Raw genomic sequence first — 13,412 nt, 5'->3', positions numbered from 1 at the left:
GTGTGACACGCCCCGGCAAGGCCCTTACAAGAGGAATGCGTCGGAGCGGCCGTCAGCCGTCGGCCGGGTCCGGGGCGGTGGGAGGCGTCGAGCCGGACGTTCCGGTGCCGGATTCGACCTCGGCCAGGCGGCGGAGGAGGAAACGGCGTTCCGGCGGGGTGGGGGAGAGGGCGATGGCCTCGCGGTAGGCGTCGGCGGCGGCGTCGGAGCGGCCGAGACGGCGCAGCAGGTCGGCGCGGGTGGCGGGGAGCAGGTGGTAGCCGTCGAGTCGGCCGCTCGCGGTGAGGGCGTCGACCAGGGCGAGGCCCGCGGCGGGCCCGCGGGCCATGGCGACGGCGACCGCGCGGTTGAGCTCGACCACGGGGCCCGGCGTCATGCGCGCCAGTTCGCCGTAGAGGAGCGCGATCTGCGGCCAGTCGGTGGCGGCGGCCTCGGCGGCGCTCGCGTGACAGGCGGCGATGGCGGCCTGGACCTGGTACGGCCCCGGGCGGCGGGCGAGCAGGGCGTCCTCCACGACGGCGAGCCCCTCGGCGATCTCGTCCCGGTCCCAGGCCGTACGGTCCTGCTCGTCGAGCGGCACCAGGTCACCGGCCGCGTCGGTACGGGCGGCGGCGCGCGCGTCGTGCAGCAGCATCAGCGCGAGCAGGCCGCGCGCCTCCGGTTCGTACGGCAGCAGCGCGGCCAGCAGCCGGGCCAGCCGGATCGCCTCGGCCGTGACGCGCCGCTGGTCGGCGCTGTCCGCCGTGTCGGCGCCGGGCGCGTAACCGGCGTTGAACAGCAGGTACAGCACGGCGAGTACGGCGGAGGTCCGCTCCGGGAGCAGGTCGCGCGGCGGCACCCGGAAGGGGATGCCCGCGTGCTGGATCTTGCTCTTGGCGCGGGTGAGCCGCTGTCCCATCGTGCCCTCGGGCACCAGGAAGGCCCGCGCGATCTCCGCCGTGCTCAGCCCGGTCAGGGTGCGCAGGGTCAGCGCGACGCGGGACGGCAGCGGCAGCGCGGGGTGGCAGCAGGTGAAGATCAGCCGCAGCCGGTCGTCCGGTACGGGATCGTCGTCGTTCCCGGGCGGCGGGAGGGCGTCGTCCACCGGGGTCAGCACGGCCGCCTCCCGCAGCTTGCGTTTCTCGTTCGCCGCCCTGCGCAGCCGGTCCAGGGCGCGGTTGCGGGCGGCGGTGGTCAGCCAGGCACCGGGCCTGCGCGGCACGCCGTCGACCGGCCAGCGCTCCAGCGCCCGCGCGAAGGCGTCCTGCGCGCACTCCTCCGCGAGGTCCCAGTCGCCGGTCATGCCGATCACCGCGGCCACGACCCGGCCCCACTCCTCTGACCAGGCCGCGGCGACGGCGTCCTTGACGGGGTCGGGGCGGCGCGGCCCCGACGGGGGACGCGCCTGTCCGCGCCCGGAGTCCCCGTGCGCCCCGGTCACCGCCCAGGACTCCGCGTCCCGACCCGTCATCGCCTCACTCCGCCCCGCCACCTCGTCAGCCCGCGGCTCGCGTCACTCCGTCCAGAACGGCCGCACCTCGACCATCCCGTACCGCGCCACCGGATGCTTCGCGGCGATCGCGATCGCCTCGTCCAGATCGGCGCAGTCGATGATGTCGAAGCCGCAGATCTGCTCCTTCGTCTCGGCGAAGGGCCCGTCCGTGATCAGCGGCGCGCCGTCCTTGAACCGTACGGTGGTCGCGTCCTGCGCCGGACGGATGCGGCTGCCCAGCAGCCGGGTGCCGTTGCGGGTCGTCTCGGCGACCCACGGCATCGCGTCCAACTCCTCCTCGGGCGCGTCGGCCAGCGATCCGTCGTCGCAGATGAGCAGCAGATACTTCATGGTCCTTCTCCTTCTCCGGTCACTCCGGAGGTCGCGATGCCTCCGGCGGCCACGGGCCTCTTCCTCCCGTGCGTCCACCCCTACGACGATCGGGAACCGCCGGAAACTACACCGGGCGGAAAGAACTTCGGCACGAGCCGCGTCCGCGTCACGCCGCCGCCGTCCAGCCGAGCGCCGAGCGCCGGTGCGGGAACAGCGCCACCGCCACCGCGACCAGCGCCGCACCGGCGATGAGCAGCGGCAGCGCCCGGTGCCCGTGCCCGATCAGCGCGGCACCGGCCAGGGCCCCGAGGAACATCGCCGCCGCCGAGAGCAGCCTGCGCCCCGCCTTGCTCGTCTCGCCGCCCGCCAGGCGGCTGTCCGAGGCCACGCCGGTGATGGTCAGGGTCAGCACCGTGGTCGTCAGGTCGGGCACGGCCAGCCGCCGTACCACCGCGTTCTGCCCGCCCATCGCGAAGCCCAGCAGCACGACCAGGCACCAGCGGCTCCACCCGGCGGCCGGCAGGTCGACCAGTTCGCCGACCACGTAACAGACCAGGACGAGCAGCGCCTGCCCGGCCGTCACCGCGAGCAGCAGCCGCGCCCGGTGCCGCACGACACGGTTGGCCAGCCGCCCCGCGGCCAGCGCGCCCACGGCGAAGGAGAGCAGCGACAGGACGGAGGCGGTCAGCGAGAAGCCGCTGGAACCGGCGAGCGAGAAGGCCATGAAGACGACGTTGCCCGTCATGTTCGCGACGAAGACCCGGCCCAGCGCCAGATAGCTGAAGGCGTCGACCAGCCCGGTCACGACGGTGAGCCCGAGCAGTAGCGGCGGCAGCGGCCCGTGCCGCCCGCCGAAGTCGGGTACGAGCGTGTCGCGGGCCTCGCGGAGCGTGGAGTTCACGGCGGCCGTCCTCCGATCATGCGTTCCCTGGGCGACCCATGGTCCCGCCCCGCAGCCCGTCAGACCCCCCGCCGCGCGGGACCTTCCGCCGTAAGCGGGCCGTCGCCCGTACGAATGCCATGCCGCGCCGGTCCGAAAGTCGGCCTGCGCCGGTCTGAAGATCGGTCCGCGCCCATACCGACAAGCGGACCGCCCACAGCCGTGCCGGCGCCCGCTCCCGCGCCCGAACGGGCACGTCAGCCGTGCCGCGCGTGGCATACGGGGGACGCGCGGGCTGTCGGCGCCGTACGGGCCCGCGCCGGTGTGAGACTGGCCCGCGACGTGGCGATCCTGGAGCGCGCGAGCAGCGGCGCGGCATGACGGCACGTCAAGGGGGCAGCCGCGCAAGGGTCGGGCCGTCGGCCCGGCTCGGACCGGGCTGTCGGACCGGCTCACGTCGAGCCGTCGGTACGGCTCATGAAGGAGGGACCCATGGCGTCAGCGCCGGAAGCCGCGTCCGGCGGCACGATCACCACCGACGTCCCCGCACGCCTCGACCGGCTGCCGTGGTCGCGCTGGCACTGGATGATCGTGATCGGCCTGGGCACCGTGTGGATCCTCGACGGCCTCGAGGTGACCACCGTCGGCAACATCGCCGGGCGGATCTCCGAACAGGGCAGCGGGCTGTCGATCACATCCGCCCAGATCACGGGCATCGCCGCCGCGCTCTACGTGGCGGGCTCCTGCGCGGGCGCGCTGTTCTTCGGCTGGCTGACCGACCGCTTCGGCCGCAAGAAGCTCTTCATGGTCACCCTCGCGGTCTACCTCACCGCGACCGCGATGACCGCGCTGTCCTTCCAGCCCTGGTGGTTCTTCACCTTCCGCTTCCTGACCGGCTTCGGCATCGGCGGCGAGTACGCGGCGATCAACTCGGCCATCGACGAACTGATCCCGTCCCGATTCCGCGGCCGGGTCGACCTGATCATCAACGGCAGTTACTGGCTCGGCGCCATCGGCGGCTCGCTGCTGTCAATCGTCGCGCTGAACACCGACATCTTCCCCAAGGACGTCGGCTGGCGGCTCACCTTCGCCCTCGGCGTCGTCCTCGGTCTGGTGATCCTGGTGGTACGGCGGCACGTGCCGGAGAGCCCGCGCTGGCAGTTCATCCACGGTTACGGCGACGAGGCGGACCAACTGGTCGGCACGGTCGAGCGGGAGATCGAGGAGGAGAAGGGCGAGCGGCTGCCGCGCGCCAAGAACTCGATCACCATCCACCAGCGCAAGAGCATCGGGTTCGGGCTGATCGCCAAGACCGTCTTCCACAAGTACCCCAAGCGCGCGGTGCTCGGCCTGTCGCTCTTCATCGGCCAGGCGTTCCTCTACAACGCCATCACCTTCGGGTTCGGCTCCATCCTCACCACCTTCTTCGGCGTCTCGACCGGCAAGACCGGCTACTACTTCGCGGTCATCGCGGCGGGCAACTTCCTCGGCCCGCTGCTGCTCGGCAAGCTCTTCGACACCGTCGGCCGCCGGATCATGATCTCCTCGACGTATCTGATCTCCGGCATCCTGCTGTTCGGCACGGCGTGGCTCTTCCACCGGGGCTCGCTGGACGCCACGACGATGACGGCGTGCTGGTGCGTCGTGCTGTTCTTCGCCTCCGCCGGTGCCAGCAGCGCGTATCTGACCGTCTCGGAGATCTTCCCGATGGAGACCCGCGCGATGGCCATCGCCTTCTTCTACGCGATCGGTACGGCCGCCGGCGGCATCAGCGGTCCGCTGGTCTTCGCCGACCTCACCAAGTCCGGTGTCGTGGACGACACCGTGCTGGCCTTCGTGATCGGCGCGTCCCTGATGTGCGCGGCGGGCCTGGTCGCGGCGGTGCTCGCGGTCAAGGCCGAGGGCCGCTCGCTCGAGGACATCGCCACCCCGCTGTCGTCCGCCGAACCGGCGTCCGCCTCCGCCTAGCGGCGGGCCCCGCGGGGCGAATCGAGTGGACGCGGCCGGATTCCGGTCGCGTCCACTGTCTTGTCCGGGGCCCGGAGCCGGTGCTACGTTCACCGCCAATCGAACGAATCGAATCAGTTCGACAGTCGAGGGACTCGGAGTCGGTCATGACGGTGACGATCGCGGATGTGGCGCGGCACGCGGGCGTTTCGCGCAGCACGGTGTCGTACGTCCTGAGCGGCAACCGGACCATCTCGCCCGAGACCATCAGGCGCGTCGAACTGAGCATCGAGACGCTGGGGTTCAGGCCGCACGCCGGGGCGCGGTCCATCCGCACCCGCCGCACCGGTGTGATCGCGATGGCCCTGCCGATGGTCTACGGCCCGCACAACCAGGTGCAGATGCCGTACGTCTGGGCCGCCCTCACCGCGGCCCAGGACAGCGGGCTCAAGGTGCTGATGCTGACCGACGACGACGGTGAGGCGGCCATCAGGGACGCGGTCGCCAGCGCGCTCGTCGACGGCGTGATGCTGATGGAGGTGCAGCGGCAGGACCCCAGGATCCCGCTGCTCACCGAGCTGAAGTGCCCCGCGGTGCTGGTCGGCACACCGGACGACCCGCACGGACTGCCGCGCGTCGACTTCGACTTCGCGCTGGCCGCGCGGGCCTGCGCGGAGCATCTGCACGAGTCGGGCCACACCCGGGTCGGCTACCTCGGGCAGGCGCCCGAGGCGTTCGGCCGTGACGTGGCCTACGCGGTGCACGCCCGCGAGTCGGTGCTGGCCGCGCTGGAGAGCGGGGGCAGGACCGCGGTCTGGGCCGCGTGCGAGCCCGCTCCCGGCGGGGTGGTCCGCGCGCTGGACGACCTGCTGACCCGCGAGCCCGAACTGACCGCGCTGATCGTCTACAACGAGCGCGTGCTGCCGCTGGTGATGGACCGGCTCGCCGGTATGGGGTGCGCGGTCCCGCGCGACATCTCCGTCATCGCGATCTGTCCCGACGACGAGGCCGAGCGGTGCACCCCGCCGCTGACCTCGGTGTCGCTGCCCGCCGAGGAACTGGCCAGGGCGGCCGTACGCAGCCTGGCCCGGCGGATCAAGGGCGAGGAGCTGCCCGCGAGCACGCTGCTCGCCCCGACGCTGAAGGTGCGCGGCAGTACGGGTCCAGCCCGCTGAGGCGCGTCCACCGGCGCTTACCGCCTCCGCTCTGACCGGGCGTCACCGCTCTGACCCGGTGTCACCGCACCGACCCGGTGTCACACCGCACCACCCTCTGCGTTTCCTTGCCCACACTCCCTCACGCACGGCGCGGACCGGTGGGCGGTCCCGTGCCCGCGGCGCCACTGTCGAATCAATTCGAAAGGCACGTCGATGAGCCGCTCCCTCCCCTTCCCCCGCCTCTCCCGCACCGCCGCCCGACCCGGCACGCTGGCGGCGCTGGCCGCCGCCGGGGTGCTCGCGCTGGCCGCCTGCGGCACCGGCTCCGGCAGTTCGGGCTCCGGCTCCGACACGCTGACGGAGATCGACTACTACGACGCGGCACCGCAGAACACCCAACTGCCGCGGATACTCGACGAGTGCGCCGCCAAGTCCGGCGTGCACATCAAGCACCAGCAGGTGCCGCGCGCCCAGTTCATGCCGAAACTGCTCCAGCAGGCATCGGCCCGCACCCTCCCCGACCTGGCGCTGATCGACAACCCCGACCTCCAGCAACTGGCCGCCACCGGGGGCCTGGTGTCGCTGTCGAAGGCCGGACTGACCACCGAGGGCCTGTACCCGTCGATCGTCGCCGCGGGGCAGTACGACGGCCAGACGTACGGGATCGCGCCGGGCGTCAACGGCCTGGCGCTCTACTACAACAAGGACCTGTTCACCCAGGCGGGGCTCACGCCGCCGAAGACCTGGGACGAACTGACCGCCGCGGCGAAGAAGTTGACCAAGGGCTCCCGCTACGGCGTCGCGTTCAGCGCGGTCGGCACCGAGGAGGGCAGCTTCCAGTTCGAGCCCTTCTTCTGGACCGCGGGCGCCAGCCTTAAGGCGCTGGACTCGCCGCAGGCCGTCAAGGCGCTCACGCTGTGGAAGGACCTGGTCGGTACGGGCTCGGCCTCCAAATCGGTGGTCACCTGGACACAGGCGGACGTCAACGACCAGTTCCTCGCCGGGAACGCGGCGATGATGGTGAACGGCCCCTGGCAGCTCCCCACGCTCAACGCGGCCAAGGACCTGCACTTCGGCGTGGTGCCCATACCGGTGCCCGATCCCTCCGCGAAGCCGGTCGTGCCGCTGGGCGGCGAGGTCTGGACGGTCGGGCACAGCAACGCGGCGCGCGAGGCCAAGGCCGTCTCCGTGGTGAAGTGCCTGCTCGGTCAGGAGGAGAGCCTGAAGTGGTCCAAGGACGCGGGCTACATCCCCAGCAACCAGCAGGCCGCCGCGCAACTGGCGACCAGTCAGCCGCAGTTGGCGGCCTTCGTGGCGGAGGTCGGCACCGCGCGGGCCAGGACCACCGAACTGGGCACCGACTACCCCAAGGTCAGCCAGGCGCTCGCCGACGCGATCCAGGCCGCGCTCGCGGGCGGCACCAGCCCGCAGTCCGCGCTCGCCCAGGCGCAGCGCTCCGCGCGGAACTAGGCGGGGCCGACCGATGTCCACCACTGTCCGCAGCGCCCCGGTGGCACGGGCGAAGCCCGTCGCCGCCCGGCAGGACGGCCACGGCCGCCGCCCCCGGCGCCGCACCGGCCGCTGGGCGGCCTTCGCCTTCATCGCCCCCGCCTGGCTCTACGTCCTCGGCTTCTATCTGTACCCGCTGGCCGGCAACGTCCGGATGGGCTTCCAGAACTACACCGTCTCCTCCTTCTACACCGGCGTCGCGCCGTACGTCGGCTGGGACAACTACACGGCCGTCCTCCACGACAGCCACTTCTCCCGCACCGTCGTCAACACCGTGCTGTTCACGGCCGGTTCGCTGGCCTTCCAGTTCGCCATCGGCCTGGCCCTCGCGGTCTTCTTCAACCGGTCCTTCCCGCTGGGCGGCCCGCTGCGCTCACTGCTGCTGATCCCCTGGCTGCTCCCGCTGGTGGTCTCGGGCACCGCCTGGCGCTGGATCCTCGACACCGACTCGGGCGTGCTCAACCACGCGCTGCTGAGCCTGGGTCTGACGGGCCATCCGATCCCGTGGCTCGCCAGCACCCACGACTCGCTGATCGCCGTGACGCTGGTCAACATCTGGGTCGGCATCCCCTTCAACATGGTGATCCTCTACGGCGGACTCCAGAGCATTCCGGGGGAGCTGTACGAGGCCGCGTCGCTGGACGGCGCGAACGCCTGGCGCCGCTTCCGGCACATCACGCTCCCGCTGCTGCGGCCGGTTACCGCCGTGGTGCTGACGCTGGGACTGATCTACACCATCAAGGTCTTCGACGTGATCATGATCCTCACCCAGGGCGGCCCCGCCGGGTCCTCGCAGACGCTGACCACCTACGCGTACAACCTCTCCTTCCAGCAACTGCTGTTCGGGCGCGGCGCGGCGGTGGGCAACCTGCTCATCGTGGTCGCGGTGGTCTTCGCCGCGGTCTATCTGCGCAGCACCCGTGAGCAGCGGCAGGCGGGACGGTGAGCGCCCCCGCCACCGGCGCGCGCCGGTTCACCCGCCCGCTGAACACCGTGATCGCGCTGCTGATCCTCGCGGTGATGCTCTTCCCGCTGTACTGGATGCTCAACGCGTCGCTGCTGCCCTCGACCGATCTGGTGAAGAGCTCCCCGACCTGGTTCCCGCTGCACGGCACGCTCCAGGGCTACCGCAGGGCGCTGTCCAGCCAGGGCGGCCACCTCCTGGTCAGCCTCGGGGTGTCGGCCGGGACCGTCCTGGTGGTGCTGCTGATCGCGGTGCCCGCCGCGTACGGTATGGCCCAACTGCGGGCGCCCGGCGGCCGGATGCTCACCTTCGCCTTCCTGGTGGCGCAGATGATCCCCGGCGTGGTGATGGCCAACTCGCTCTACACGATGGCCAACAAGCTCCAGTTGCTGAATTCGCCGCTGGCGCTGATCCTGGCCGACTCCACGCTGTGCGTGCCCTTCGCGGCACTCATCCTGAGCACCGCCATGCGCGGTGTGCCCGCGGAACTGAGCGAGGCGGCGGAACTCGACGGCGCGTCACGGCTGCGCACCCTGCTGTCGGTGATCCTGCCGGTCAGCAGGAACGCCGTGGTCACCGCGAGCCTGTTCTCCTTCCTCTTCGCGTGGGCCGACTTCCTGTTCGCCGTCACCCTCACCACCCAGGACGACCGGGCGCCCGTCACCGTCGGCATCTACCGCTTCATCGGCGCCCATCTCAGCGACTGGAACAGCGTGATGGCCACCGGGATCATCGCCTCGCTCCCGGCCGCGGTGCTGCTCGTCATCGCCCAGCGCTACGTGGCGGCGGGCGTGACCAGCGGCGCCGTCAAGGACTGACCCCCAACAGCCCTGCCCCGCCCGGCCCCGCGACCACGACCGGCCGCGACCCCGGCCGGCCGCGACCCCGACCACCGAGGAGAGACCTTGCCGTCCGCGTTCACCCGCTCCCCGAACCGCCTGCGGTGGCGTCACGGCCACCACGTGCTGGAGATCCAGCCGTGGGGACCCGACAGCGTCCGCGTGCGGGCCGGTGTCCACCGCGTCACCGACGGCCTGCCCGGCGCGCTGGAGACCGCGCCCGCACCCTCCGCGTGCGAGATCGACGTCCACGACACGCACGCCACCTTGACCAACGGCCTGCTGCGGATCACCGTCGCCGCCTCCGACGGACTGCTCACGGCCGTACGCGCCGACACCGGCGCGGAGTTGCTGCGCGAGGAGCCGCCGCACTTCTGGTGGCCGGGAGCACGGCACTTCGAGTCGGCGGGCGGCGGCAAGTACCGGATCGAGCAGCGCTTCGCCGCGTACGACGACGAACGGATCCACGGCCTCGGCCAGCACGGCCACGGCCGCTTCGACCAGAAGGGCACGGTCCTCGAACTCCAGCAGCGCAACGGCGAGGTGACCGTCCCCTTCGCCGTGTCCAGCCGAGGCTACGGCTTCCTGTGGAACAGCCCGGCGGTCGGCCGGGTGGAATTCGCCGCCAACGGCACCCGCTGGGTCGCCGACCGCGCCCAGCAGCTCGACTACTGGCTCACCGCGGGCCGCACCCCCGCCGACGTCCTCGGCCACTACGCCGCCGCCACCGGACACGCCCCCGCCTTCCCGCGCTGGGCCTCCGGACTGTGGCAGAGCAAGCTCCGCTACCGCGACCAGGACGAACTCCTCGCCGTCGCCCGCGAATACGCCCGCCGCGGCCTGCCCCTGTCGGTGATCGTCGTCGACTACCTGCACTGGCGCAATCTCGGCGACTGGGACTTCGACCGCCGCGACTGGCCGGACCCGCGCGCCATGGTCGAGGAACTGCGCGCGCTCGGCGTCGAATTGGCCGTCTCCGTCTGGCCGTCGGTCAGCCCGCTGTCCACCGGCTACGCGGCGCTGCGGGACGCGGGCCAGCTCGTCGCCACGTACAACGGCGTGACCTCGCACGGCGACTGGCCGGACACCGAGGACGCGGCCGAGGGCATCGGCGTCGCCTTCTACGACGCCACCGACCCCGCCGCCCGCGCCGCCCTGTGGGACCGGCTCCAGGAGCACTACTACAAGCTCGGCGTCCGCGCCTTCTGGCTGGACGCCTGCGAACCGGAGATGCGCCCCGGACACCCGCACAATCTCAGCTACGCGGCGGGCCCCGGCAGCGAGGTCGCCAACCTCTACCCGCGCGAACACGCCCGCGGTGTGTACGAACACCTCGCCGAGCAGGGCGAGACGGAGATCCTGTCGCTGGTCAGATCCGCGTGGGCGGGCTCGCAGCGGTACGGCGTCGCGCTCTGGTCCGGCGACATCCCCGCGACCTTCGACGCGCTCGCCGACTCCATCAGGGCCGGGCTCAACGTCGCCATGAGCGGCATCCCGTGGTGGACCACCGACATCGGCGGCTTCCACGGCGGCGACCCGGACGACGAGGACTACCGCGAGCTGATGGTCCGCTGGTTCCAATTCGCCGTGTTCTGCCCGCTGCTGCGGCTGCACGGTCACCGCGAGCCGCGCGTCTTCCACGGCCCGATCGGCACCGGCGGCGGGCCCAACGAGATCTGGTCCTACGGCGCGGTCGCCGAGCGCGCGATGACCGGCGCGCTGGCCCTGCGCGAGCGGCTGCGCCCCTACCTGCACGCCCAGTTGGACGCGGGGCGCGAGGACGGGCTGCCGCTGCTCCGCCCGCTGCTGCTCGAATTCCCCGACGACGCCACCGCCTGGTCGGTGGACGACCAATTCCTGTGCGGACACGACCTGTTGGTGGCCCCGGTCACACGCCCCGGCGCCCGTGAGCGCCGCGTCTACCTCCCCGCGGGCGCCGACTGGACGCACCTCGAGGGCGCCGGGGCCCCGGACCACCCCACAACGCCGACACCGACGCGGTACGCGGGCGGCCGGTGGGTCACCGTCCCCGCCCCGCTCGACGCCGTACCGCTGTTCGTGCGCGACCGCGCCGACCCGCTCGGCCCACCTGCTGACGTACCCCCCACCCCACCTGTCAAGGAGGACAGATGAACCCGTCCACGGCACGACCCCGGTGGCGCGCCACCGCACTGGCGGCGGCGGCGCTGGCCGCCGCCGTCCTGGCCTGCGCCACCCTCGGCCCGTCCCCGGCCGCCGCGGCCGACACCACCGTCTCCGTCGACCTCGGCAACCAGGGCGCGGTGCCCAACCAGGCCGGCTCCGGCTTCCTCTACGGCCTCAGCCAGGACGGCTCGGGGCCCGCCGACAGCCTGCTCCAACCCCTCAAGCCCACCCTCTTCCGCGGCGGCGGCGCCCGGATCGCGGGCGGCGGCTGGCTGGGCGACGGCTACACCGCGGGCTCCGGCTACCGGATACGCGTCGACTCCGCGCTGTCCCAGGCCCGCCGCGTCACCGCCGCGCCCTACCGCGCCACCTACCACCTGCTGGTCTCCGACGTCTGGGGCGCCGACACCACCCAGCCGTCGAACACCGTCTACCCCTGCGACAACGGCGACTGCTCCAACTGGGCGGCCTTCATCGACCGGCTCGTCGCCGACGTCCAGGCGTCCGGGGTGCCCGTCAGCTACGACATCTGGAACGAGCCGGACGGCACCGGCTTCTGGCAGCGCGGTGTCAACAGCGCGCAGTACTACCAGATGTGGGACACGGCGGTGCGCGAGATCCGCCGCCTGGTGCCCTCCGCGCAGATCGTCGGCCCCTCCTACAGCGGCTACAACCACGGCTGGCTCGACGACTTCCTCGGCCGTACCAAGGCCGACAACACCCTGCCGACCGTCGTCAACTGGCACTTCGGCAACGACCCCGCGGCCGACGCCGCCGACGCCCGCGCCCTGCTGTCCGCGCACGGCATCGCCCCGCTCCCGCTGACCATCAACGAGTACCTGTTCTCGCAGCAGCAGAACGCCGCCTACACCGCCTGGTTCCTCGACCGGCTCTCCGCCTCGGGCGTCGCGTCCGCCGCGCACGCGATCTGGACCGACTGCTGCGGGGCCGGGACGCTCGACTCCCTGCTCGTCGGCGGCCAGCCGACCGGCCAGTGGTGGGTCTACCAGGCATACGCGCGGATCGGCGGCCACCTGCTGGGCACCACGGGCAGCGGCGGTATCGCCGTCGCCGCGGGCGCGGACACCACCGCCCACCAGGTCCTCGCGCTGATCGGCAACAACTCGGGCCAGGGCGGCACCACCACGGTCACCTTCCAGAATCTGTCCGCCGCCTCCTGGCTGCGCGGCGGCAACGGCAAGGTGCACGCAAAGATCCAGCGCATCCCCGACCAGTCCCCGCTCGGCGCGCCCGCCACCGTCCTGGACTCCGACCTCACCCCCGACGGCAACACCCTGCGCGTCCCCGTCACCCTCACCAGCGGCACCGACGCCTACACGGTCACCCTGACCGCGGGCAACGGCTCCACCGGACCCGTCGACCCGGTGACGACCGTCGTGGACGGCACCGCCACCAACTCCGGTGACGCCAACTACTTCCAGTACGGCGCCAACTGGGGCGTCGCCAACGGCATCACCGACATGTACCAGCAGACCGCCAACTGGACGTTCACCGCGGGCGCCTCGGCGACCTTCCACTTCCACGGGAGCACCGTCGCCCTGCATGCCGTCCGCGACACCGACCAGGGCATCATGTCGCTCTCGGTCGACGGCGGTTCACCCGTCACCGTCGACAACTACGCGGCCGCCCGCAACGCCTCGGGCACCGTGTGGACCAGCCCCGCGCTCCCGTCCGGCAGCCACACCCTGACCATCACCAACACCGGCGCGCGCAACGCGCACAGCACCGGGAACAACATCGCCGTCGACCGCGCGGACGTCTCGTAGTCCCGACCGCCTCCGCCACGCACACGGGCCCGTCCGCGACCCCCGGCCTTCCGGCCACGGGGCCGCGGACGGGTACGGTCACACGGCCCCGCCGCCCACCGGCTGCCGAAGGACCAGTCGCAACGCGTAAGCGGGCTCCGTCTCCTGGCGCGCCCAGCCGACCGAGGCGACCGTATAGGCGGGCCCCTCGCGCAGCCAGTCCGTGGCGGCCTGGAAGAGCTCCGCGGCGTCGCCACCGGCGAGGATCAGCACCCCGTCGTCCTCCACCGTCACCCACATGTCGACATGGCTGTTCACGAACGCGCCCGCCCGGTCGCGCAGTTCGTCCGACACGGACTGGCTGTCACTGGCAATGGTCATGGACCGCACCCCTTCGTCAT

Annotated in this window: 11 protein-coding genes; 7 read left to right on the top strand and 4 right to left on the bottom strand. The window is 72.2% G+C overall.

What is annotated here, in order from left to right:
- Window positions 1–52: 52 nt before the first annotated feature.
- From ACFY9V_RS20065 to ACFY9V_RS20055, 3 genes are all read right to left on the bottom strand, one after another.
- Window positions 53–1,450: a sigma-70 family RNA polymerase sigma factor gene (locus tag ACFY9V_RS20065; RefSeq protein ID WP_391162176.1), complete on the bottom strand. Its 1,398-nt coding sequence runs from the start codon at window positions 1,448–1,450 to the stop codon at window positions 53–55.
- Window positions 1,451–1,492: 42 nt separating this feature from the next.
- On the bottom strand, window positions 1,493–1,822 hold the full coding sequence (locus tag ACFY9V_RS20060; RefSeq protein ID WP_391162175.1) for a YciI family protein: 330 nt from the start codon (window positions 1,820–1,822) through the stop codon (window positions 1,493–1,495).
- 148 nt (window positions 1,823–1,970) lie between these two features.
- Window positions 1,971–2,705, bottom strand: coding sequence for a YoaK family protein (locus ACFY9V_RS20055; protein WP_355345862.1), 735 nt, complete (start codon window positions 2,703–2,705; stop codon window positions 1,971–1,973).
- Window positions 2,706–3,176: 471 nt separating this feature from the next.
- Here ACFY9V_RS20055 and ACFY9V_RS20050 point away from each other — a divergent pair, with 471 nt between their 5' ends.
- The 7 genes from ACFY9V_RS20050 to ACFY9V_RS20020 all read left to right on the top strand — a co-directional run bounded on the left by ACFY9V_RS20050 (window position 3,177) and on the right by ACFY9V_RS20020 (window position 13,032).
- A complete protein-coding gene (locus ACFY9V_RS20050; protein WP_355345865.1) occupies window positions 3,177–4,652 on the top strand; it encodes an MFS transporter in 1,476 nt (491 codons plus the stop codon).
- A gap of 146 nt (window positions 4,653–4,798) precedes the next feature.
- Window positions 4,799–5,806 (top strand): substrate-binding domain-containing protein, encoded by a 1,008-nt coding sequence (locus tag ACFY9V_RS20045; protein WP_391052369.1) that lies wholly within the window; start codon window positions 4,799–4,801, stop codon window positions 5,804–5,806.
- A 195-nt stretch (window positions 5,807–6,001) separates the two neighbouring features.
- Window positions 6,002–7,258: an extracellular solute-binding protein gene (locus tag ACFY9V_RS20040; protein WP_391162174.1), complete on the top strand. Its 1,257-nt coding sequence runs from the start codon at window positions 6,002–6,004 to the stop codon at window positions 7,256–7,258.
- 13 nt (window positions 7,259–7,271) lie between these two features.
- Entirely contained in the window at window positions 7,272–8,243 is a 972-nt protein-coding gene (locus tag ACFY9V_RS20035) for an ABC transporter permease subunit (protein ID WP_391162172.1), read from the top strand.
- A gap of 74 nt (window positions 8,244–8,317) precedes the next feature.
- Window positions 8,318–9,079, top strand: coding sequence for an ABC transporter permease subunit (locus ACFY9V_RS20030; protein ID WP_391162233.1), 762 nt, complete (start codon window positions 8,318–8,320; stop codon window positions 9,077–9,079).
- Between the two features lie 87 nt (window positions 9,080–9,166).
- Window positions 9,167–11,233 carry a TIM-barrel domain-containing protein gene (locus ACFY9V_RS20025; RefSeq protein WP_391162170.1) on the top strand — a complete coding sequence of 689 codons (2,067 nt, stop codon included), beginning with the start codon at window positions 9,167–9,169 and terminating at the stop codon, window positions 11,231–11,233.
- Complete coding sequence (locus ACFY9V_RS20020) at window positions 11,230–13,032, top strand: beta-xylosidase (RefSeq protein WP_391162169.1); 1,803 nt, start codon at window positions 11,230–11,232, stop codon at window positions 13,030–13,032. The genes ACFY9V_RS20025 and ACFY9V_RS20020 overlap by 4 nt, the downstream gene beginning before the upstream one ends.
- A gap of 78 nt (window positions 13,033–13,110) precedes the next feature.
- On the opposite strand, the gene ACFY9V_RS20015 is transcribed toward ACFY9V_RS20020, so the two are convergent.
- Window positions 13,111–13,392 carry a hypothetical protein gene (locus ACFY9V_RS20015; RefSeq protein WP_391162168.1) on the bottom strand — a complete coding sequence of 94 codons (282 nt, stop codon included), beginning with the start codon at window positions 13,390–13,392 and terminating at the stop codon, window positions 13,111–13,113.
- Between the last annotated feature and the right edge of the window lie 20 nt (window positions 13,393–13,412).

The organism is Streptomyces sp. NPDC008317, assembly GCF_042955955.1.
Taxonomy (GTDB): Bacteria; Actinomycetota; Actinomycetes; order Streptomycetales; family Streptomycetaceae; genus Actinacidiphila.
The sequence above is the reverse complement of the archived record's forward strand: the minus strand, read 5'-3'. Positions and strand labels throughout refer to the sequence as shown.